The 21,670-nt window shown below is 68.7% G+C and carries 23 protein-coding genes, 2 tRNA genes and 1 pseudogene; 8 read left to right on the top strand and 18 right to left on the bottom strand.

Annotated elements, in window-relative coordinates; all coding sequences use genetic code 11:
* The first annotated feature begins 117 nt into the window (after positions 1-117).
* From CKW28_RS23560 to CKW28_RS08735, 3 genes and pseudogenes are all read left to right on the top strand, one after another.
* A complete protein-coding gene (locus tag CKW28_RS23560) occupies positions 118-522 on the top strand; it encodes a hypothetical protein (protein WP_131588015.1) in 405 nt (134 codons plus the stop codon).
* A 70-nt stretch (positions 523-592) separates the two neighbouring features.
* A complete protein-coding gene (locus tag CKW28_RS08740) occupies positions 593-1,264 on the top strand; it encodes a hypothetical protein (protein ID WP_081475442.1) in 672 nt (223 codons plus the stop codon).
* Positions 1,265-1,291: 27 nt separating this feature from the next.
* Positions 1,292-1,590, top strand: a pseudogene (locus CKW28_RS08735) (phytoene desaturase family protein); the annotation flags it as partial.
* Between the two features lie 41 nt (positions 1,591-1,631).
* On the opposite strand, the gene CKW28_RS08730 reads toward CKW28_RS08735, so the two are convergent.
* From CKW28_RS08730 to dsbE, 9 genes are all read right to left on the bottom strand, one after another.
* Positions 1,632-2,168, bottom strand: coding sequence for an AmiS/UreI family transporter (locus CKW28_RS08730; RefSeq protein ID WP_435405817.1), 537 nt, complete (start codon positions 2,166-2,168; stop codon positions 1,632-1,634).
* Positions 2,062-2,304 carry an AmiS/UreI family transporter gene (locus tag CKW28_RS24495; RefSeq protein WP_435405816.1) on the bottom strand — a complete coding sequence of 81 codons (243 nt, stop codon included), beginning with the start codon at positions 2,302-2,304 and terminating at the stop codon, positions 2,062-2,064. Before CKW28_RS24495 ends, CKW28_RS08730 begins: the two co-directional genes overlap by 107 nt.
* Positions 2,304-3,065 carry a cysteine hydrolase family protein gene (locus tag CKW28_RS08725; protein ID WP_003924619.1) on the bottom strand — a complete coding sequence of 254 codons (762 nt, stop codon included), beginning with the start codon at positions 3,063-3,065 and terminating at the stop codon, positions 2,304-2,306. Before CKW28_RS08725 ends, CKW28_RS24495 begins: the two co-directional genes overlap by 1 nt.
* 225 nt (positions 3,066-3,290) lie before the next feature.
* Entirely contained in the window at positions 3,291-4,574 is a 1,284-nt protein-coding gene (locus CKW28_RS08720) for an acyl-CoA dehydrogenase family protein (protein WP_003924617.1), read from the bottom strand.
* 35 nt (positions 4,575-4,609) lie between these two features.
* Positions 4,610-5,728 (bottom strand): glycosyltransferase family 4 protein, encoded by a 1,119-nt coding sequence (locus tag CKW28_RS08715; RefSeq protein WP_003924616.1) that lies wholly within the window; start codon positions 5,726-5,728, stop codon positions 4,610-4,612.
* 339 nt (positions 5,729-6,067) lie between these two features.
* On the bottom strand, positions 6,068-7,411 hold the full coding sequence (locus tag CKW28_RS08710) for a phosphoribosyltransferase family protein (RefSeq protein WP_003924615.1): 1,344 nt from the start codon (positions 7,409-7,411) through the stop codon (positions 6,068-6,070).
* A 14-nt stretch (positions 7,412-7,425) separates the two neighbouring features.
* Positions 7,426-7,749 (bottom strand): DUF4193 family protein, encoded by a 324-nt coding sequence (locus CKW28_RS08705; RefSeq protein WP_040546313.1) that lies wholly within the window; start codon positions 7,747-7,749, stop codon positions 7,426-7,428.
* 199 nt (positions 7,750-7,948) lie between these two features.
* Positions 7,949-8,809: a cytochrome c biogenesis CcdA family protein gene (locus CKW28_RS08700; protein ID WP_003924613.1), complete on the bottom strand. Its 861-nt coding sequence runs from the start codon at positions 8,807-8,809 to the stop codon at positions 7,949-7,951.
* A gap of 13 nt (positions 8,810-8,822) precedes the next feature.
* Positions 8,823-9,329 (bottom strand): disulfide bond-forming protein DsbE, encoded by a 507-nt coding sequence (dsbE, locus tag CKW28_RS08695; protein ID WP_003924612.1) that lies wholly within the window; start codon positions 9,327-9,329, stop codon positions 8,823-8,825.
* A gap of 194 nt (positions 9,330-9,523) precedes the next feature.
* Here dsbE and CKW28_RS08690 point away from each other — a divergent pair, with 194 nt between their 5' ends.
* Positions 9,524-9,919 (top strand): nitroreductase family deazaflavin-dependent oxidoreductase, encoded by a 396-nt coding sequence (locus CKW28_RS08690; RefSeq protein WP_003924610.1) that lies wholly within the window; start codon positions 9,524-9,526, stop codon positions 9,917-9,919.
* 99 nt (positions 9,920-10,018) lie between these two features.
* On the opposite strand, the gene CKW28_RS08685 is transcribed toward CKW28_RS08690, so the two are convergent.
* From CKW28_RS08685 to CKW28_RS08665, 5 genes are all read right to left on the bottom strand, one after another.
* Positions 10,019-10,095, bottom strand: a tRNA-Ile gene (locus tag CKW28_RS08685).
* Between the two features lie 434 nt (positions 10,096-10,529).
* Complete coding sequence (locus CKW28_RS08680) at positions 10,530-11,903, bottom strand: metallopeptidase TldD-related protein (protein ID WP_003924608.1); 1,374 nt, start codon at positions 11,901-11,903, stop codon at positions 10,530-10,532.
* A 2-nt stretch (positions 11,904-11,905) separates the two neighbouring features.
* Complete coding sequence (locus CKW28_RS08675; RefSeq protein WP_003924607.1) at positions 11,906-13,420, bottom strand: TldD/PmbA family protein; 1,515 nt, start codon at positions 13,418-13,420, stop codon at positions 11,906-11,908.
* A gap of 88 nt (positions 13,421-13,508) precedes the next feature.
* Entirely contained in the window at positions 13,509-14,336 is an 828-nt protein-coding gene (locus CKW28_RS08670) for a CbiQ family ECF transporter T component (RefSeq protein ID WP_003924606.1), read from the bottom strand.
* Positions 14,333-16,381, bottom strand: a complete 2,049-nt coding sequence (locus tag CKW28_RS08665) for an ABC transporter ATP-binding protein (RefSeq protein WP_003924605.1) — start codon at positions 16,379-16,381, stop codon at positions 14,333-14,335. Before CKW28_RS08665 ends, CKW28_RS08670 begins: the two co-directional genes overlap by 4 nt.
* 129 nt (positions 16,382-16,510) lie before the next feature.
* Here CKW28_RS08665 and CKW28_RS08660 point away from each other — a divergent pair, with 129 nt between their 5' ends.
* Positions 16,511-17,011 (top strand): MarR family winged helix-turn-helix transcriptional regulator, encoded by a 501-nt coding sequence (locus tag CKW28_RS08660; protein ID WP_003924604.1) that lies wholly within the window; start codon positions 16,511-16,513, stop codon positions 17,009-17,011.
* Here CKW28_RS08660 and CKW28_RS08655 read toward each other — a convergent pair.
* Complete coding sequence (locus tag CKW28_RS08655; RefSeq protein ID WP_003924603.1) at positions 17,004-17,723, bottom strand: VIT1/CCC1 transporter family protein; 720 nt, start codon at positions 17,721-17,723, stop codon at positions 17,004-17,006. The genes CKW28_RS08660 and CKW28_RS08655 overlap by 8 nt on opposite strands.
* A 125-nt stretch (positions 17,724-17,848) precedes the next feature.
* On the opposite strand from CKW28_RS08655, the gene CKW28_RS08650 reads away from it, so the two are divergent.
* The gene (locus CKW28_RS08650; protein ID WP_003924602.1) at positions 17,849-19,786 is read left to right on the top strand and encodes an acyl-CoA dehydrogenase family protein; all 1,938 of its coding nucleotides are present in this window, start codon (positions 17,849-17,851) and stop codon (positions 19,784-19,786) included.
* On the opposite strand, the gene CKW28_RS08645 is transcribed toward CKW28_RS08650, so the two are convergent.
* Positions 19,783-20,301 carry an LppP/LprE family lipoprotein gene (locus tag CKW28_RS08645; protein WP_110844393.1) on the bottom strand — a complete coding sequence of 173 codons (519 nt, stop codon included), beginning with the start codon at positions 20,299-20,301 and terminating at the stop codon, positions 19,783-19,785. The two genes, CKW28_RS08650 and CKW28_RS08645, sit on opposite strands and share 4 nt — an antisense overlap.
* Before the next feature lie 82 nt (positions 20,302-20,383).
* On the opposite strand from CKW28_RS08645, the gene CKW28_RS08640 reads away from it, so the two are divergent.
* The gene (locus CKW28_RS08640; protein ID WP_003924599.1) at positions 20,384-20,773 is read left to right on the top strand and encodes a hypothetical protein; all 390 of its coding nucleotides are present in this window, start codon (positions 20,384-20,386) and stop codon (positions 20,771-20,773) included.
* Positions 20,774-20,834: 61 nt separating this feature from the next.
* Here the strand turns inward: CKW28_RS08640 and CKW28_RS08635 are convergent.
* Positions 20,835-20,910: transfer RNA gene (locus CKW28_RS08635), tRNA-Asn, on the bottom strand.
* Positions 20,911-21,116: 206 nt separating this feature from the next.
* Between CKW28_RS08635 and CKW28_RS08630 the strand changes: the two genes are divergently transcribed.
* A complete protein-coding gene (locus CKW28_RS08630) occupies positions 21,117-21,368 on the top strand; it encodes a hypothetical protein (protein WP_040546350.1) in 252 nt (83 codons plus the stop codon).
* Between the two features lie 3 nt (positions 21,369-21,371).
* On the opposite strand, the gene CKW28_RS08625 is transcribed toward CKW28_RS08630, so the two are convergent.
* A complete protein-coding gene (locus tag CKW28_RS08625; RefSeq protein WP_003924597.1) occupies positions 21,372-21,656 on the bottom strand; it encodes a DUF7155 family protein in 285 nt (94 codons plus the stop codon).
* Between the last annotated feature and the right edge of the window lie 14 nt (positions 21,657-21,670).

Here is a 21,670-nt window from a genome sequence, read left to right as displayed (position 1 = left end):
AGCGCACATGGAAGTTGATCCCAACATCCAGCGTGCCCTCGCCGGTCAAGTCGACATCGCAGCGGAGCTCATCCGCGAGGCCGACCTCGGAATAGTCGCATCTCGAAGGCTACGTCCGTGACTTTCAATGAATCTGCTCTACACGACTGGGCCGGTTCGAGTTCCACCACTATCCAATATGCGAACGGCACACGGACCACGATCAGAGGCTATCCCGACGGTCACCGCAGCATCGCCATCAAACCTCCGGATCGACCTGAAGAAGACGTCCCACTGGAACTCTTCAACCATCCCATTTTGACCACTGCCAGTACAGGCATGAGTGGACTGGAAGCTCAAGCCGGACGCGGCATCCCGATGCTCACGGCGGAGGCGTCCGACTATGTCCGCATCGGAGCCGAATACGTCGGCATGGGCACGTCCGCGGGCGGTCCCTGGCTAGCCATCCCAGCGGTATTCGCTGCATCCGCCGGCGGCCGAACCCTCGGCAACTGCCTCGGAAACACCTTGTGCCCGCGATGAAGCCGCCACTGAAAGTTCTCATCCTTTCAGTAGGATTAGCCGGGCTCGGAGTTTTTCCGGAGTTTGGGTGATGGTGTGGTTGCTGCGCGGCAGTTTCGCAACGGCAGCAATCATTCTCGGCCTGGCCATGTGGTCATTTGGTTTTTCCTATTATTTCGCCTACACGACCTCGGGGCGGACAAGGCCGAGGAGAGAGTATGACGCAACAGGCGTCACGATGCGGCCTCAGAAAATCGTGGATGTTGCGTTTGGCGTATCCACGGCTGCCATCTTCCTTGCCGCGGTATTGTATTTGATCTTTGCGCCGCTCAACATGGTTGACTACGGTCCGACCGGAGTTATGCGAGTAATCGTTCCGGCCTCCTGTATCTCCCTTGTGTTGTTCGGTGCTCCAACCCTTTATCGAATGCTCACGCACGGAGGTGGCCATTATCTGCGCCTCACCCCATCAACCATTGAGATCTGGAACGGTCAATGGGGCACATCTATGCGTGCCAACTGGGAAGAACTGGAGAATATTCTGGACCAACCATCGCGGGGTAGCAAACCGTTCAACGAAGTAGTTGTTCTTGCATTGTCGAACGGGCGCAGCGCGATGCTGGTTGCAGATGCCATGACCGGTAACCCACGCCCACTCAGAGAATGGGTGCGGTTCGACTGGCAACACCCTGAATTCCGCGCCGAACTCACCGACGCACACGGCCTGCAACGCCTAGACGAGGAAGGGTTCACGCCCGAATGACGGTTGGCCAACATGCGTCGCAACAGCCAGTTGGAGTGGTTCGCCCCCGGGTTCCGGGACCGCGTCGTCGGCATGGCGGTCCGGTCGACCACCGAGATGTCGGTGTTCAACCCGAACTACGTCGGCGGCGACATCCTCACCGGCGCCAAGGACATCCGGCAGCTGATCTTCGGACCACGGATCACGTTGCACCCCTAAACGATTAAACGATCGGCGTCCCGGGCAGGTACGTCTGCTCGGCTGCCACCCCGCCGGGTCCGGGCGCACACGGTATGTGCGGCTGCCATGCGGCGCAGCTTGCGCTGAGGTACCTCGCGGCTGAGGTGATTCACGTCCGGCTCGCCGGCCGGCCGGGTCCAGAGGCGATCTACGCCGGTTGGGGCACCCGCTCCCCCGCTCCGGATATCCGGGGCGAATCCGCCTCGACGACACCGGATCTCCGGGCACTGCGGCCGGCCAGCACACCGGACCCCACCGCACCGGCGAGCAGTGCGGCCAGCGCCAGCAGACCCGCGCCGGCGGAGGTGACCCAGACGCCGTTCAGCAGCAGGATCGCCGACACCGTGCAGGTCGGGATGCCGAGCAGCACCAGGAACCATCCGGTGAAATGGCCCAGGTCGAGCCGGCCCGCGGTGGTGACACCGAGCCCGAGCAGCACGAAGAACAACGTCCACATGATGGTCCAGGTCGCCCAGATCACCGCGAACACCGGATCGGACCCGACGGATTTCACCGCGTGGAACGCGGCGATCGCCGCCACGAACGCGCTGTACCAGCCGAATCCCTTGGGATCGAGATCAAAGATCTGGATCAGGCCGAACCACAGATAGGTGAAGCCGAACAGATAGCTGGGCCAGGCGGCGTTGATGACCTCGGGGTTCCCGTCCGCGGTGACCAGGATCAACGTCGGCAGCAACACCTGCGCGGCCCCCACGAAGAGGTTCAACGGCGGCGGCGCTGCGCGGGCTGACCACCCCCACCGACACCAGACCGTTCACGAACAGCACCACGCCGACCAGCAGCAGGCCCACATTGCCCATCAGCGGGTCACCCACTCCACGAACTGATCGGACGTGATGACCGGGGCGAAGTAGTTGTTGATCCGCTCGAACGCCGCGGGTTCCTGATCGGGGTGGGCCGCGCCGGTGGCGTCGCCGATGACGATCGGCAACAGTCCGTGGTCGCGGGCGGCCCGGGCGTTGCCCTCGATGCACCAGTCGAGGTGGATGCCGGTGATGACCACGACCTCGACCTTCTGCCGGATCAGGGTGCCCGGCAGATCGGTCCCGACGAACGCGGTCTGCAAGGCCGTCTCGTACAGTTCGTTGTCGCCGGGCCGAACCAGTTCCCGCAACTCGGCGACAAGCTCGTTGTCCCAGGCGATCTGCTCGGGGGTGGCGTCGATGTGCCCGGTCCAGGCGTGGTACTGCACCCGGTCGAAATCGGTCTTCGGGTAGTCGTTTCGGAACACCGAGTATCCGATCCAGTTGAATGACACGAAGTTCGACGCCTCACGGGCGGCCTGCACCGCTTTGACGGTGGCCTCCAGGCTGCCGCGGAAGGCGTGCCCTTCCGCGTACTGCACACCGCCGGGCTTGTACAGCGAGTTCGACTGGCTTACGGAAAGGAAAGCCGCGGGGCGGGAGAGGATCTCGCGGAGATCGAGCTCCTGCCAGTGCCTGGCCAGCGGCGGGATCGAGGCGACGTTGTTCTCGGGGAAGCCGAGCGTCTTCGAGTCGAGCTCGACCGGTTCGAGCGGGGTGATCCTGGTGGGGGTATCGACAGCGGCGGTCACGGCCATACTCCTTTCATCGGATGACGCGTTGGGACTACGGGATGATGCGAGAGACTTGGTCTGATGCGTTCGCGGCAGCGCCGGTCAGAACGCGCGGACGGTCGGCACAGCCGATTCCGATCCGCTCACCGGCGACAACAGACCACGACAGGGATCGTCACACCCGTGTCCGGACGTGGCCAGAGTTCGAATCATCGAGATTCTTGGTCCGCCGTGACGGCCCGGCGCCCGTCAGCGACGCCGGATGGCGAAGTACCTCTGGTACGCCTCCGCTGATGCGGCGAGGTCCGGCCGCGCGTCGAGCACGGGTTTCATCTTCCGCCACGCGGCTTCCCGCTTGTAGGGGATGAATTCGGTAGGGAAATATCCTTCGTGGGGCGCATGGTCCCGCAGCACCCGGCGGGCGACGGTGGCCATGTGCACCTCGTCGACGCCGTCGGCGATGCCCATCGTAGGAGCGTTGGCATACATCGCCTGCAGCGGGGTGAGGTCGGTGGTGCCCAGCGAGCCGAGGATGTGCAGCGCGTTGAACGACACCTCGCGCAGCACCCGCGCCATGGTGAATTTCACCGCGGCGATGTCGGTGCGCGCCTCCTGGGTGGAGGTCTGGTCGATCTTCCAGGCGGTTTCCAGCACGTACAGGCGCAGCATCCTGATCATCGCGTAGGACTCGGCGATCTTCTCCTGCACCATCTGATGTTCGGCGATGACCTTGCCGTGCGATTTCCGGCTCAACGCCCGTTCGCACATCATGTCGAACGCCAGATTGCACTGCGCGATGGTGCGCATGGCGTGGTGGATGCGCCCGCCGCCCAGCCGGCGCTGCGCCAGCACCTTGGCGCCGTCCTCCGGCCCCAGCAGGTGGTCGAGCGGCACCCGCACGTCGCGGTAGATGATGTGGTTGTGGTTGCGCGGTTCGGGCATGATCTCCACACCCGGGGTGTCGCGCGGCACCACGAACATGCCGTTGGTGCACATCACGAACAGGATGTCGGCGACGCGGCCCGCCGAGGTGAACCACTTCTCCCCGTTGATCACCCATTCGTCACCGTCACGCACGGCGTGGGTTTCGAACAGGTTCGGATCGCTGCCGCCCTGCGGTTCGGTCATCGAGTAGGCCGAGAAGATGTCCTGGTTCAGCAGCGGCTCGAGCCAGCGCTTCTTCTGCTCCTCGGTGCCGTAGGCGGCGAGCATCTCGATGTTGCCGGTGTCCGGTGCGGCCGCGCCGAACATCTGCGGGGCGCCGGGATAGCGTCCGATGATCTCGTTGAGCAGAGCGAGCTTGAGCTGACCGAATCCCGGGCCGCCGAGTTCCCTGTCGAGGAAGATCGCCCACAGCCCCTGATCCCTGACCTCCTGTTGCAGCTCACGCACATAGGCCTTGACCACCGGGTCGGGTGAGCGCACCGCGTGGGGAAACACGTGATCGAGCGGTTCGACCTTCTCCTCGCAGAACTGCTTCACCCAGTCGAGCTTCTCCTGGAACTCGGGTTCGGTGCTGAAATCCCACGCCATTGGTGCAGTGTGTCAGACACCACCCGGCGGCGGACCTATGCGCTCATCCCCAACGTCGGGCGGTCAGACCCGGGCGTCGCCATCGCAGCCATGGCCTGGCGATAGACCTGTTCGTAGCCGACAGCGAGTTGGTCCACTCCGAAGTTGGCCTCGACATGCCGGCGACACGCATACGGGTCCAGCCGCGAAGCCTCTTTGATGGCGTCGGCGAGATCGGCGGCGTCGTCGCAGACGAATCCGGTCACACCGTCGACGACGACCTCGGAGACCGCGCCCCCGCGCAGCGCCACGACGGGTGTGCCACACACCATCGACTCGATCATCACCATGCCGAACGGTTCCTCCCACTGCACCGGGAACACCAGGCACCGCGCGCGGCTGAGCAACCGTCGCTTGGCACGGGCATCGGCCTGTCCGAACAGCAGGTCGGCGTCGGTCAGCAGGGGCTGGACCGTTTCACGGAAGTAGGCCTTCTCGGCGGGCTCGGTGCACTTTCCGGCCAGCACGAGGGGGATCCCGGCCCGGTGCGCGGCGTGCAGGGCAAGATCGGGTCCTTTGGCGGCGGTGAACCTGCCCAGGAACAGCGCGTAGTCCTGTTTCTCCGGGTGGAACGGCCACTCGTCGGTGCGCAGCGCGTTGTGGACGCGGCCCAGCCAGTTTAGGTCGGGCGCCAGGGAGCGCTGGCGGTCGCTGATCGCGACCAGATGCACGTCGCTGCCCAGGGTGCGGTAGTAGTCGTACATCTCCTCGTGCACGGGGCCGTGTGTGGTGAGCACCACCGGCAATCCGAGCCCGCGGTAGGCCGACGCGTTGAGCGGCCCGGCCAGCGTGTGGTCGTGCACGACGTCCAGACCGTCGGTGGCGGCCAGCGTCTCGATCGCGCGTCGCGTCCGGAGCGCATGGATCATCTCGGGTAGCGGTTTGCCGAGCAGCTCCGGCACGCTGCGCTCCCACACCTGCTCGAAGCGTGCGGAGGTACCCGGTTCACCGGCGCCGATCAGCGTCACCTCGTGGCCGTGCGCGACCAGCGCATCGGCCAGGTCGGCCACCACCGCTTCGATGCCCCCGTACGCCCGGGGCGGAACGTCGAAATAGGGCGGCGCCACCAGGGCGACCCGCAGTCGCCGGCCGAGCTGATGCGCCGGTCGGGCCACGTCGGTCAGCCCATCGCCGTCGGATTCTGAAGTCGACTCTGCGCCAACGGTTTCTACCTTCCCCATCGAAAAATTCCCTCAAATGATGCTCAAACCAACAAATCCGGTGTGCGTAGTCGCCGAAAAGGTCAGTGGCCGAACAGCCGATCGCACGACGGTGTGCTTCGACGGCTCAGAGGTCCGGCCGGGCTCGACTCACACATGTCCATCCGAACATCGGCGCTACGTGGCGGGTAGGGAAGGAAGTCCTCTTTCCTAGGGGCCCTACGTCTCCCCCGCCGCCGGGCCCGCGATCACCGCTCAACCCGGATGTGCTGTGCAGGGCGATGTCTGGTTCGGTCAGGGACGGGTACTCGCGCCGGTCCGGCTGAGATGGTCGGTGAACCAGTCCCGGGCGAGTTCTGCCACCTGATCGAGGGCACCCGGTTCCTCGAACAGGTGGGTGGCCCCCGGGATCACCGCGATCTCGCAGACGGCCGGGATCGCTGCTCTGGCCTGGTGGTTCAGCTCGAGGACGAACCGGTCCCGGCCCCCGACGATCAGCAGCGTGGGCGCACGCACCTTGCCCAACGCCTGACCGGCGAGGTCGGGCCGGCCGCCGCGGGACACCACCGCGGCCACCTGCACCCGCGGATCTGCGGCGGCCACCAGCGCAGCGCCCGCCCCGGTGCTGGCCCCGAAGTAGCCGACCGGCAGGGCCGCGGTCTCGGGCTGGGCGGCCAGCCATTGTGTGACGCCGACGAGCCGCTCGGCCAGCAGGCCGATGTCGAAGACGTTGGCCCGATCGAGCTCCTCGTCCGGGGTGAGCAGGTCGAACAGCAGAGTCGCCAGTCCGGCCCGGCGCAGGACGTCGGCGACGTATCGGTTGCGGGGGCTGTGCCTGCCGCTGCCGTGGGCGAAGACCACGACTCCGATCGGTTGTCCGGGGACGGTCAGATGCCCCGTCACCGTCACTCCCCCGGCGTCGACCCGCACTTCCTCGTCGCGCAGCGGCGGTGGGTCGCCGATGTCGGCGGCCGCCGTGTCCGCGACGTCGGCCCGGGCGCGCCGCAACAGCGCGATCACCTCGTCGTCGGAGGTTTGGGTGAAGTTGCGGTACCCCTGCCCGACCGCGGAGAAGAACGGCGGCGTCTGCAGGCACACGACCTCGTCGGCGTATCCGGCGAAGCGTTCGGCGACGTCGGGCGGGCCGACGGGAACGGCCAGCACCACCCGGGCGGCGCCTTCGGCGCGGACGACCTGGCAGGCCGCTTTCGCGGTGGCGCCCGTGGCCACACCGTCGTCGACGATGACCGCGACCCGCCCGCTGAGCGGGATCCGGCTGCGGCCACCGCGGTAGCGTTCCGAGCGGCGCTGCAGCTCCGCCCGCTCCCGCCGTTCCACCGCGGCCATGTCGGCTCTGGTCAGGCGGGTTCGTCGGACGACGGCGTCATTGACCACCCGGACGCCGTCCTCGCCAATCGCCCCGAACGCCAGTTCGGGCTGGAACGGCACCCCGAGCTTGCGCACCACCAGGACATCCAACGGTGCCCGCAGCGCCCTGGCGACCGCGAAGGCCACCGGTACCCCGCCGCGCGGCAGACCCAGCACCACCACGTCCCGGCCCCGGAAGGAAGCCAGGCGCTCGGCCGGCCGGCGTCCGGCATCCACCCGGTCGTCGAAAGGCCTGGTGTCCGCGCGCATGGCCGGGTTCTTCGCTACACGCAGTCGGTGCAGGCCGGTTGACCGTCGTCGGCCATGGCCAGTCGGCTGATGTGGAGGATGAGGAAGCATTTCGAGCAGGTGAACTCGTCGGCTCGCCTCGGGATGACCGGCATGGTGAGGTCGTCGGGGATCAGCTCTGCGCTGTCGACATCGAGCAGCCCGACCTCATCGGCCTCATCGGCTTCGTCGACGAATGTGCGCCCGTGCCCGGGCAGCAACAAGTCCGTCAGGATCGCCTCGTCGCCGCCCGTCGGCAGCGGGGCCGTCGCTTTGGTGAGCAACGCCCCTGGATTACGCCGAGTACTGATGGCACTCATCGCCCTCCTCCTTTCAGCTGAGATCCGCGGGCGTACGTGTGCGATCAGACCACTGCGCGCCGATGCGCCGATAGGGCCGGAAGTCCCGGGAAAAGAGGGCCGAAAAGCGGGGAATCACCGTGTGCCCATGGACTTTCGTCATTGCGGTATTCGGGACCAAAGTCCCTGTCGGACGGCTGCGGCCGGGTGTCACGCGCGGTCACCTTCGCGCCGACCTGCGGATCCGGGCGACGAACCCGGTGGCGAGCACCACCAGCATCAGCACCGCTGTCGCCGCCAGCCACGGCCCTCCGCCGTGGCGGTGTACCCAGCCCGCGATCGCGCCCTGGGCCCGCGCGGCCGCTTCGATCACCGGGTCCTGCGGGTTGGCGCCGCCCCAGAACAGCCGCAGCTCATAGAGCCCGTAGTAGGCGACATAGCCGCCGACCGCGACCAACAGCACACCGCTGATCCTGTTGACGTACCGCCCGATTCGGCGCAACCGCACCGCGAGTGCCGAGTGGGTGAGCGCCGCGGCCATCGCCAGCACACCGACGATCAGGGTGAACCCGGCAGCGTAGGCGAGGTAGATCGACAGCGTGCTCCACAGCGACTGCCCCCGCAGGCCGGCGCCGGTGACCGCCAGGAACGGTGCGACCGTGCAGGACAGCGACGCGACGGCGTAGCTCACGCCGTAGCCGAACATCGAACCGATCCGCGCGGTGGGCGCCCTCTCCACCCGCCGGGTGACCGATGTCAAGCCGGTCAGCTCGCGGCCGATGAGCAGCCAGAACCCGAGCGCGACCAGGCCGGCGCCGACGACGACGGTGGCGACCGGCAGGTAGCGCTGCACCGTGGTCGCGGCGGACACCGTCAGCAGACCGAAGCTCCCGAACACCAACACGAAGCCGGCGGCCATCGCCGCGGTGGCCGCGGCCGCCCGGCCGACGGCGGCGAGAGTGCCGGTCGCCTCGCCCTGCACGACCAGGGCGAGGTAGGCGGGCAGCATGACGAAGCCGCACGGGTTGACGGCGGCGACCAGCCCTGCGCCGAACGCGAGGGCCAGCAGGTCCGCGGACACGGCGTGCGCGCGATCAGTTCTTCAGCGCCGCCACCCGGTCGGCCAACTCCGCTTCGGACATCGCCGCGGTCGGGTTGTTCACGAAGCTCGACGATCCGTCGGCCCGGTAGAACACATAGGCCGGCTGCCACGGCACGTTGTACCGCGCCCAGATCGACCCGTCGGCGTCGTTGAGGTTCGTGAAGTCGAGGTTGTACGTGTTCACGAAGTCCTGCATGGCGGCCACATCGGCGCGGGCGGCGACACCGACGAAGGTGACATCCGGATTGGCGGCCGCCACCCGGCTGACATTCGGCGCCTCGGCGTTGCAGAACGGGCACCACGGCGTCCAGAACCACAGCACCGCCGGCCGGCCGGCCAGGCTCGCCCCGTCGAAGGGAGTGCCCGACAGCGTCGTCCCGGTGAACTGCAGCCGGTCGTCGGCAACGGCTGTCGGCGCCCCGGCCAGCGCAATCGTCAGCGCGGCGGCGACCGCGCCCAGAAGCAGGAATCTGATCGTTCCCGAAATGCGGATCTTCATCGCACCATCTCCTCCGCGGGGCCGCACTCCGTCGGACGGCCCGCGCGTTCATTGTCGAACGTCGGGGCTCCCGACGTGGGGTTTGCGCATTTGCAGCGGAGAGCCACTCCAGAGGTGGGCTCATCTCGACGGCAGGCTCTACGCTCGACTACCAGCCAGCCGTCCACACCGCCCTGTTCGAGGATTGGATTGTCATGCGAGTGCCGCGACGTGTCGCAAAATTCAATCGTCGAGTGACCAATCCGCTGGCCCGCGCCCTCACACCCTGGCTTCCGGCCCAGGGGACACTCGAGCACACTGGCCGCAAGTCAGGTAGGCGGTACCGAACACCCCTCTTGGTTTTCCCGACCCGTGACGGCTTCGTCTTCCTCGTCGGCTACGGACCTGAATCAGACTGGGTGAAGAACGTGTTGGCCGCCGGCGCGGCGGTGCTGCACAAGCGCGGCAAGGCTGTCGCGTTGGCCGACCCGCGGCTGGTGAGCAAGGCCGAGGCCGCACAGCTCATCACACCGGGATCCCGCCTGTTCTATCGCCTGTTCCCCTATGACGAAGCAGCGTTGGTGTTGACGAAAAGCGCTCCGCCGCAGTGACTTCTGCCTACCCCAACCGTGTGGCGGACAATCCTGCTCACGCCTGCTCACGGCATCGGCCGGCTGTGCCGGGACGGTCGCCTCCCGCGAGAGAACACATGGTGGGGCGGGCGGGACTTGAACCCGCGACCGACGGATTATGAGTCCGCAGCTCTAACCGACTGAGCTACCGCCCCTCGTACCGACGTGCAGAGGATATACCGCGGCGTCCGGCGAGTGACGGTGCGCCCGCCCGGATGGTCAGCGGGACCCGCAGGCGATGCCGTCGCGGTCGCGGTCCAGGTGTTCGCCGTGTACCCCGACATCGCCGGTATCTCGCCGCCATGTTGCTGTATCCGGCGTTGCGGGCGTCGGTGCAATTCCTGGACGGCGCGGCGGCAGCGGTGGCCGGCCCGGCCGGCACCACCCTGCAAGGCCGGCTGCGACGGTCCCGTGACACGACGAACCATTCTCCACCTCTACACATTCCGGGCACGGCGAGGGTGCGGCTCACCGGCCCACACACGTGCGTGCGAAAGGCCGCCGGCTCCGGCGGCGGGTTCGGCTCAGCTGAGGCGTGCCGTCGCGGAGTCAGTTTGCCGATGGGGCGGTGTGCCGCACCCGTACCGGCCTACTGGGCCTGGCTGACCGACGACATGTGGAAGTCGGGCACCCGCAGCGCCGGCATCTTCGCCCGGGTCGCCCAGTCACCCCACTCGCGGGGCAGCGTGTATTCGCTGGCACCGGCCTCGGTCGCACGGCGCAGCACGTCCAGCGGGCTCTCGTTGAACCGGAAGTTGTTCACCGCCGCGGTCACCTCGCCGTCCTCGACCAGATACACCCCGTCCCGGGTCAGGCCGGTCACCAGCAGCGTGGTGGGGTCGACGGTGCGGATGTACCAGAACGTGGTGAGCAGCAGCCCCCGCTCGGTGCGCGCCACCATGTCCCGCACACTCGCCGTGCCACCGGTCATCAACAGGTTGTCGGCGGGCACCGCCACCGGCGCGTGGAACTCCTCCGCGGCGGCTCGGGGATAGGCCAGCGCGTTGATCACCCCGTCGCGGATCCAGTCCACCCGGCCGATCGCCAGCCCGTTGTCGAACACCGACACCCGGTCCGACGACGCCGGCACCGCCACGAACGGCAGGCACTCCAACCCGTCGGCGGTCGGGTCCGAGTACATGGTCAACGGCAGGTCGGTCAGCTTCTCCCCCACCCGGGTGCCGCCGCCGGGCGCGGACAGGGCGGTGCGGCCCTCCTGCGCACCGCGGCCGTCCATGTGCCAGTTGAGGTAGATCAGCATGTCGGCCACGGTGGACGGCGGCATGATCGTCTCGTACCGGCCGGCGGGCAGCTCGACTCGCCGCCGCGCCCAGCCCAGCCGGGTGGACAACTCCTCGAGCATGGAATCCACTGTCACAGCGGTGAAGTCGGGTGCGTTGAGCCCGACCCAGGCGCTGGCGCCGTCCCGTTTGGCGTTGATCTCCACCGAGCCGGTCGGCTGGGTGTAGCGCCGCCGCAACCCGTTGGAGGTGGCCAGGAACGTGGTCTCCACGATGTGGCGGGCATAGCCGTAGAGCCGATCGGCGCCGCGGAAGCCGCGGACCAGCCCGTCGGCGATCGCGGTGAACTCGCCCACCCCGGTGCCCGGCACCGGATCGTCCCAGTCGTCGGGCGTGGTGTCACCCGGCAGCGGCGGGGCGCTGTCCCGGGCCTCCGGCGCGGTCAGCGCCGCATCCTGCGAGGCCGCCACCAGCGCCGGTATCGCCGCCGGGTCCACCTCGCTGGAGCGCACCGAGGCGACGTGGGTGCTGTTCTCCCTGCGCACCACCGACACCACGGTCGTGGTGCGGCTCACCGATTCCCCGTTGGTGGTCATCGAATTGCCCGCCCACCGCAGGGAGGCGTCGGCCCGGTCGGTGACCAGCACCATGGTCTCGTCGGCCTTACCGCGCCGGGCGGCCTCGGCCAACGCGATGTCCACCACCTGCTGCGCGCCGATCACCGTCACCGTCCCTCGTCCCGCGTGTTGAGCACGTTGATCCCCCGGAACAGCGCCGACGGGCATCCGTGGCTGACCGGCGCCACCTGACCGGGCTGCGCCTTGCCGCAGTTGAACGCCCCGCCCAGCTGCCACGTCGACGGTCCGCCCACCGCCTCCATCGCCCCCCAGAAGTCGGTGGTGGTGGACTGGTACGCGACATCGCGCACCTGTCCGGCGAGCCGGCCGTTGCGGATACGGTAGAACCGCTGTCCGGTGAACTGGAAGTTGTACCGCTGCATGTCGATCGACCACGACTTGTCGCCGACGATGTAGAGCCCGTCGCTGACCCGCGCGATGAGGTCCGCTGTGGTGACGTCCTGCTCGGCCGGCTGCAGCGAGACATTGGCCATCCGCTGAATCGGCACGTGGTGCGGTGAATCGGCGTACGAGCAGCCGTTGGAGCGGGCCACCCCGAGCCGGGGTGCGAACACCCGGTCGAGTTGATAGCCGACGAGGATCCCGTCGCGGATCAGATCCCAGCGCTGGGCCTGCACCCCTTCGTCGTCGTAACCGACGGTGGCCAGACCGTATTCGACGGTGCGGTCGGCGGTCACGTTCATCACCGGTGACCCGTACCGCAGCGTCCCGAGTTTGTCCGGGGTGGCGAACGACGTCCCGGCGTAGGCGGCCTCATAGCCGATGGCCCGGTCGTACTCGGTGGCGTGGCCGATGGACTCGTGGATGGTCAACCACAGGTTGGACGGGTCGATCACCAAATCGGTGGGACCGGGTGTGACGGTGGGCGCCTTGACCTTCTCCGCCAACAGTTCGGGGATCTCGGCGATCTCGCCGCTCCAGTCCCACACCTCGTCGCCGGCGAGCACCTCCCAGCCGCGGGCGGTGGGCGGGGCCAGCGTCCGCATGCTGTCGAAACCGCCCGCGTCGGCGTCCACGCTCACCGCTTCGAGCATCGGCTCGACCCGCACCCGCTGCTGGGTGATCGACGAGCCGAAGGTGTCGGCGTAGAAGGTCTGCTCCTTGACGGCCTGCATACCGGCGGACACGTGGTCCACCCCGTCGCCGGCCAGCAACCGAGCGGAGTAGTCGGCCAGCACCTCGATCTTGTCGGCTCCGGGCACCTCGAACGGATCGATCCGGTAGTCCGACACCCAGGACGCATCCCGGTACACCGGTTCGGGAGCCAACTCGATCCGTTCGGCGTTCAGCGGCGCCAGCGTGGTGGCGACCCGCACCGCCCGGCGAGCGGTCTCGGCGGCGACGGTCGGGGTGAGGTCGGCATGCGAGGCGAACCCCCAGGTGCCGTCGACGATGACCCGGACCGCCAGGCCGACCTCGCGGTCGACCGCAGCGGTCTGCAGTTCACCGTCGCGCAGCACCACCATCTCGGTGGTGATGCGGTGGATCCGCAGGTCGGCGTAGCTGGCTCCGGCGGCGACGGCGGCGGTGAGCGCCGCGTCGGCGAGGGCGGTCCGGGGCAGCGAAACGAAGTCGGCGTCGACATTTCGGTGCGCTGTCACCCCTTCACCGTAGCCTGACCGGGCCCGGCCGCAGGGGCGGGGCGCGCGGGACGTCCCCCGAGAACCCGTCCCGGGGTGGGGTTTTCGTTCAGCTCGTTCCGGCGATGGTCAGTTCCAGCGCCAGCGCCGATCCGCAGATCACCAGCACCGTCAGCGCGGCTACCGCGTCCGGCCAGCGCGGCCGCGACGTGAGCGCGGAGAACTGCCCGGCCCCGCCACGCGCGGTGATCGCATCGCCCATCTCGTCGGCCCGGCGCAGCGCCGCGGCGATCGCGGCGGCCAGCAGGTCGATGACGTCGATCCACCACTGCCTGTGCCGGCCGCGGCGGGTGGCCGGCACCCGCCTGGGCCGCATCCGGCGGGCGGCGTAGAGGATGCGGAACTCGTCGATGAGCATCGGGAAGGCGCGCAGCGCCAACGCCAGGGACACCGCCCAGTCGTCGATCGGGATGCGCAGCCACCGCAGCGGCCGGCCCAGCGCGGCCACCGCGGGGGCGATCTCGGCGACGTTGGTGGTCCAGGAGATCAGCGCGCCGAGCGCCAGCAGCACGATCGACAGCGCCGTGATGCGCAGGAAGTTCAGCAGCCCGCCCAGCCCCAGTTCGGTCCCGGCCACGGTGACGGCGGGGCTGCCGCCGGCGAACGCGGCGGTGACCGCGCCGAGCAGCAGCAACACCCACAGCCAGCGTGGGATCGTCGGCAGCACCCCGCGCGGGATGCGGGCCAGCCGGACCGCGATCAGGATCAGCACCGCCACCGCGGTGATCGGCACCCAGCCGGGGTAGAAGGTGAGCAACACTCCGATCGCGGCGACGAGCAGGAGTTTGGTCCCGGCCCACAGGTCGTGGATGACGGTGCGGCCCGGCACCGGACGAAGCAGCACCAGGGGTTTACGTTGCCGGGTGGGGACGGTCATGACATCCCTCCCGCGGTGGTCCGCGCCGGAACGACCCGCCCGTTCTCCAGATGCACCGTGCGGGTGCACAATCCGTCCAGCCCGGAGAAGTCGTGGGAGATGACGACCAGGGTCAGACCCGCCGCGCGGAGCTCCTCCAATATCCGCAGCAGACCCCGCTGGCTGCCCGCGTCGAGGCCGGCCAGCGGCTCGTCGAGGATCAGCGCCCGCGGGGATCGGGCCAGCAGACCGGCCAGCACCACCCGGCGCATCTGGCCGCCGCTGAGCTGGTCGATCGGACGGTCGGCCAGGGCCGGCTCCAGCCCGACGGTGGCCAGCGCCCGCAACACCCGGGCCCGGTCGCGGACCGGGAACCCGGCGGCGGACGCGATCTCGTGGTCGACCCGGTTGCGCATCAGCTGCAGCCGCGCCGCCTGGAATGAGATCGCCACCGCGCCGACCTGCTCGGAGACCGGGGCGCCGTCGAGCAGGCAGCTGCCCCAGGTCGGCACCGTCAGCCCGGCCATGATCCAGGCCAGCGTGGACTTGCCGGATCCGTTCAGACCGTGGATCAGCACCCCTTCGCCTTCGTGAATGGTCAGGTCGACGTCGCGCAGGGCGGTGGCCGCCCACGGTGTTCCGCTGCCGTACTCGTGGCCCACGCCGGTCAGCTGCAGCACCGGCGCGCCGTCGGGCCGGCCAGGGTTCGGGGACGGTGCGGGTGCGGCGACGTGTTCGACCATCTGGCCGCCGGCGGTGCCCCGGTCATCGACGCCGGTGAGCGCGATGGTGCGGTCGGCCGCCTCGGCCTCGCTCTCGTAATGGGTGATGTGCACCAGCGCCATCCGGTGCCGGTGGGTCAACCCGGACAACACCGACATCAGCGCCTCCCGGCCCTGCTGGTCGACCATGCTGGTGATCTCGTCGGCGATCAGCAACGACGGCTCCCGCGCCAGCGCCGCGGCCACCGCGAGCCGCTGCAGTTCACCGCCGGACAGTGCGCCGGTGTCCCGCTCGGCGAGTCCGTCCAGTCCGACCTCCTCGAGCAGGCGGGGCATATCGGTGGCGGTTCCCGGCGGCAGGCCCCACACCACGTCGTCGGCCACCCGGGTGCCCAGCACCTGACTCTCCGGATGCTGCATCACCACCGCGGTGCCGCCCATCCGGCCGAGGCCGACCGCGCCCGGGCGTTCCACGGTGCCCGCGGTGGGTTCCCGCCCGGCCAGCAGCAACATCAGCGTGGTCTTGCCGGAGCCGTTGGCCCCGGTGATCGCGACGTGCTCACCGGGCTGCACCGTCATGGTCAGCGGGCCGAGCGCGTCCCGGTCGGCATTCGGATATCGGAAGCGGACGTCACGCAGCCGTAGCGGCACCGGCGCCACCGGCCCGGTGTCCTCGAACGATTCGAGTTTGTGCACATCGGGGATGACGACCAGCCGGGCCAGCACCCGCGACAGCGCCCACCAGCCGATCAGCGTGACCACGGTGATGCTGATGACCCCGGCGGCGAGGATCAGCACCGGCCAGTAGCTCAGCATGGTCTCGAAATCCCGCCGCAGCCGCTCACCGGCCCCGGACATGTTGGGAATGCCGGAGATGATCCTCGCCACGCCGTGCACATTGGCGGTGATGGTGTCGAACATCAGGTGACGCAGCCGGGACAGCACGGTCAGCGCCCCCACGATCGCCGCGCCGAACGCGGCCCCGGCGATCAGCGCGGCCACCAGCACCGTGCCGGTCCCCCGGCCGCGGCGTTTGACGGTTCCCGTCAGCCCGCCGATGTAGGCACAGTTGACCACGGTCATGAATCCGCCCATGCCGGCGATCAGGAACGCGATGGTGGCGCCGGCGACGGTGGCCGCGATGAGCACCCGGAACCGGAAACGGTAGGCCAGCATGCCCATCGGCACCGTGCCCAGCAGCGACACCCCGGCAGCAAACGGGACGACGACGGCGATGATCGCGGTCGCCGCGGTGAGCGCGGCCATCACCGAGGCGTGCGCCAACTCGACCGGGTGCAGAGATCCGGCCCGGTGTGGCCTGCGCGCCTGCCCGGTCATGGTCATTGCACGATTCTGCCAGCCCGCCCGCGCCGGCGGTCGCATCAGGCCGCTCACACCGGGTCCGGCCGTCGGGCCGGCCCCGGACCCGGTGCCCGTCCGGTGGAACCCAGCAATCCTCGATACCGTGTGGATATGAAGCCTCCGGCCGTTGACCCGAGCACCTCCCTCGGCGCCGACCTGCTGTGGGTGGTCTCCCGCATCAACCGACTGGCCACCCAGCGCATCCGACTGCCGCTGCCGGTCGCACAGGCCCGGCTGCTGTCGACGATCCAGGATCGCGGATCGGCGCGCATCTCCGACCTCGCGGTGCTCGACCACTGTTCACAGCCGACGATGACCACCCAGGTGCGGCGACTCGAGGAAGCCGGTCTGGTGTCGCGCACCGTCGATCCCGACGACGGACGCGCGGTGCGGATCAGCATCACCCCGGAAGGGGTGCGCACCCTGGCACAGGTCCGCGCGGACCGCGCCGCCGCGATCGACCCGTACATCGACCGGCTCAGCGACACCGACCGCGCGGTGCTCGCCGATGCGGTCCGCGTCATGCGGCAACTGCTGGCCGACGCCGCGGACCCGGCCGTTCTGCCCGCCGACCCGCCATCCCGACCCCACGAATCGACCGAACTCAGGTGACCGCACCCACCAGGCTGCCCACGGCATAGGTCGCCGCGATCGCCAGCAGCCCGAACAGCAGCTGGCGTCCGGAGGCGAACCACAGGGGTTTGCGGGTGAACCGCGATGTCACCGCGCCGACCAGGATCAGTCCGAGCCCACCGGCGGAGAGCCCCAGCCACAACGACTCGAACCCGAGCAGATACGGGATCAGCGGAATCAGCGCCCCCAGCGCGAAGGTCAGGAACGACGACACCGCCGCCACGGGCGGCGACGGTGTCTCCTGCGGGTCGACCCCGATCTCACGCACCAGGTGGACGTTGACGGCGGTGTCCTCGTCGCGGTGGATCTCCACCGCCGCTCGTTCGGCGGTCTCTCTGGACAGCCCGATCTCCTGCAGCGACCTGGCGAGTTCGGCGGCCTCCGCCCTGGGATACATCCGGATGGCCCGCCGTTCCACCCGCACTTCGGACTCGACCTGCTCGTTGGCGGTCTGCACCGAGGTGTACTCGCCCAGCGCCATCGAGAACGCGCCCGCCGCCAGCCCGGCGAACCCACCGAGCACCACGGTCTCGGCGTCGGCGGCGGCGCCGACACCGGCGATCAGCGCGGTGTTGGACACCAATCCGTCCATCGCGCCGAACGTCGCCGCCCGCAGCCAGCCGCCGCTGACATCGCCGTGCTGATGGTCGAACTCGTGTGGCAGCTTCCCCCGGTGACGCGACGGACCCATACCTCATTCAACGACACGGCTGCCGGCCCGGACCAGTCAGGCTCACCTCACCTCGATCCTCACTTCGACCGGGACAGTTGCTCGAGACACGGTTTGCCATCGGCCCGCACGGGCTACCGTCAGGTATGACCACCACTGCCGAACATCTGCGCAACGCACTGGACGGGCGCTGGCGCGACGTCAAGAACGAGATGCGCGAGAGACTCTCGGATGAGGTGTTCCGGCCGCACTTCACCCCCAACACCGTCATCGCCCGCACCAAGGTGAACGAACAGTTGCGGATCATGGCCGCCGCCGGTGCGGCCGAGGACGGTTTCCGCAAGGAGCACGGCGGCACCGGGGACGTGGGTGCGGCCATCACCCGGATCGAGATGCTGGCCATGTCGGATCTGTCGCTGATGGTCAAGGCCGGCGTGCAGTGGGGGTTGTTCGGCGGTGCGATCGAGAACCTCGGCACCGAACGGCATCACCGCAAGTATGTGCGCCGCATCATCGACTGCGATCTGCTGGGCTGCTTCGCGATGACCGAGACCGGCCACGGCAGCAACGTGCAGGCGCTGGAGACCACCGCCACCTACGATCCGGCCACCCGGGAATTCGTCATCCACTCCCCCACCCCGACGTCGCGCAAGGACTACATCGGCGGGGCCGCCCAGACCGCGCGGATGGCAGCGGTTTTCGCGCAGCTGATCACCCACGAGGACGGTGCGCCGGTGCAACACGGGGTGCACTGTCTGCTGGTGCCGCTCCGCGACGAGGACGGCAACGACCTGCCGGGCGTGACGACCTCCGACAACGATTACAAGGGCGGGCTGCCCGGGGTGGACAACGGCCGCATCATGTTCGACCACGTGCGGGTTCCCCGGGAGAACCTGTTGAACCGGTACGGCGACGTGTCCGAGGACGGCACCTACACCTCACCGATCGAGAGCCCGGGCCGCCGGTTCTTCACCATGCTGGGCACATTGGTCCGCGGCCGGGTCACCGTCGGCGGCAGCGCGTCGGCGGCAGCGCGGGTGGCGCTCGACATCGCGACCCGGTACGCGTTGCAGCGCCGGCAGTTCTCCGGTCCCGGCGACGACGACACCGAGGTGCTGATCATGGACTACCTGGTGCACCAGCGCCGGCTGTTTCCGTTGATCGCCGAATCGTATGCGCTGCAGTTCGCGCAGAACGAACTGGTGGCCAAATGCCACGACCTGCAGAGTCAGGACGACCCGGATCCCGAGGAGCAGCGCGAACTGGAGGCCCGGGCGGCCGGCCTCAAGGCGGTCGGCACCTGGCATGCCAGCCGGGCGATCCAGGAGTCCCGCGAGGCGTGCGGCGGCGCCGGGTACATGGGTGAGAACCGGCTGGTCGGGCTGCGCGGCGACATCGACGTGTTCACCACGTTCGAGGGCGACAACACCGTGATGCTGCAGCAGGTCGCCAAGGGACTGCTCACCGCCTACGCCGACGACGTCCGCAGTATGAGCCCGGTGGAGTGGGTACGGTTCGCCGCCAACACCGTCGGCACCCGGGTGCTGAAACGCACCGCGGCGCAACCGATCATCCAGACCATCCTGGACAACCGGCAGGACAGCGAGGAGGAGGGCAGCCTGTTCAACCGCGGCACCCAGCTTCAGATGTTCTCCGACCGCGAGGAATACATGCTGTCGTCGGTGGCCCGCCGCCTGCAGGGCAAGAGCAAGGAGATGAGCGAGTTCGACGCGTACAACGCCGTGCAGGACCATGTGCTGCACACGGCCCGGGCGCACATCGACCGGGTGATCCTGGAGGCGTTCGTCGCCGGGATCGACGCCTGCCCGGACGAGGAGGCCGCGCACATCCTCGGCATGGTGTGCGATCTGTACGCGTTGTCGGTGATCGAGCGCGACGAGGCCTGGTTCATCAAACACCGCTTCCTGTCGACCGAACGCGCCAAGGCGGTCACCCGGGGTATCAACGAGCGCTGCCGGACCCTGCGGCCGTACGCCGAGTTACTCGTCGACGGCTTCGGTATCCCCGAACAGCTGCGCGACGCCGAGATGCTGCATCCCGAACGGATTCTGCAGGCGGACTAGGGGCCGGGGATCGGGTCGAGCGCGCGCAACCGCCCGTCGTCGTCGATCTGGAACCGCACCGTGCCGATCCCGGTGGGACAGCACGGCTCGTCGTCGCCCTGACGCCACTGGTACTGCACCGTGACGGTCTCCGGGCCGGAGTTCAGCACCAGCAGATACGGCCGCGGATCGGGGGTGGCCGTGCCGATCGGCGAGTTGCGGTCGAAGAACAACACCTGTTGCGGGGTGTCGCGGTCCTGGCCGGTGATCGGCATCACCTGAACCCAGTACAACCGGCAGTTGTGGGTGTGTCCCCGCGCGGTCTCCCGCCAGGGCTGACCGTCCACCCGCGGGAGCTGATCGATCGCGGCCGCGACGGTGTCGGGGGCCGGCCCGTCGGTGGGGGTGCAGGTGTCCGGCGGCGGAGGCTGGGAACTGGGCGGGCTCCAGCCGCACCCCGCCACCAGCCCGATGATCAACCCGATCACGAGCGACACCGGACCCGACGGCGCGACACGTGCTCTGACCCTGCGCATGCCGACGAGCTTACGGAACACGTACCGCTGAGACGGGCACCGAACCGGGCCGAGGCTTACTAGGCTGAGCGGGCTGATTCCCATGACCGAAGGAGATGTGTCGATGGCGTGGTATCTGGCCCTGCAGGGACCGGCGCACACCACAAACCAGGCGTTGATCTATCAGCTCGGCGACGACGTCGATGTGGACAAGATCGCCGACGACATGGCCAGCGCGGCCACGATCGATCGGGTGGTGCCGATTCCGGTGGTGCTGCAGAACCTGAACAAGCCCGCGACCATGCATGTCCGGCCGGCCAGCTGGGGCGTCTGGACGTTCTACGAACTCTCCGACGAGGAGCGCAAGAAGCTGCCGTCGGGTAATCCCCTGCTCGACGCACTGGCCCAGGCCGCACGCCAGCAGCAGGCCAAGATGGGTCAGCAGGGCCAGCAACCGGGACAACAGATTCCCGAGATCTTCCGCAATCAGTAGAGGGAGATCACGAAGCGGCGGTCGGTGGCCCGGCCCGCGGGGCCGGGCACCCTGTCCGAAGTGGCTCCCCCGGTTGGACTCGAACCAACAACCCTTCGGTTAACAGCCGAATGCTCTGCCAATTGAGCTACAGGGGATTGCCCTGCCGCGCGGTTCGTCCCGCGGGCGGGGACGACTCTAGCGTACGTGAGGCCTGCGCCGCCAATGGGGCCGGACCCCCGGGATCCGGCCGGGCCTGCGGGTCGGATCCGCTGTGTCCGATGGTACCCATGTCCGGGCCGACGGTTCGCCTGCCGATGAGGCAGGATGGACGACACATGCAGTCGTGCGGGAGGAATCCTCAGTGATCGGGTACGTCATCGTGTTGGGCGTCGGATACGTCCTGGGATCCAAGGCCGGTAGGCGGCGTTACGAGCAGATCGCCGGCACCTACCGGGCGGTGACGAGCAGCCCGGCGGCCAAGGCGCTGATCGACGCCGGACGACGCAAGATCGCCGAACGGGTGTCACCGGACCCACAGTTCGTCAAGGTCGCCGCGATCGACGCGAACACCACCGTGCTGCAGCCGGAGACCAACGGCAACGCCAGGCGGTGACCGTCAGCCGATGGGCTGCGTGATGGTGGTTCCGGGCAGCAGCGGACCGGTGTAGATCCCGGGACTGCTGCTACCGGGGCCGCCGATACCGATCGCGGGCATTCCGCCGACCACCGGTTGCCCGTTGGAGTACGACAGGCACTTGCCGTCCTCCTTGTTGCCGAACCAGGCCAGGCACCGCGGCGCGGCGGTGACCTCGGACTCCGCGGCGCCGGTCGCGGCGGTCAGCGCCGCCGGGGCGGCCACCGCCACCGCGGCCAGCGCCCCGGCGATCAGCCGACGCCGCATACGAATGCTGCTCA

Origin of the sequence: Mycolicibacterium thermoresistibile (assembly GCF_900187065.1) — a bacterium.
Lineage (GTDB): Bacteria > Actinomycetota > Actinomycetes > Mycobacteriales > Mycobacteriaceae > Mycobacterium > Mycobacterium thermoresistibile.
The sequence above is the reverse complement of the archived record's forward strand: the minus strand, read 5'-3'. Positions and strand labels throughout refer to the sequence as shown.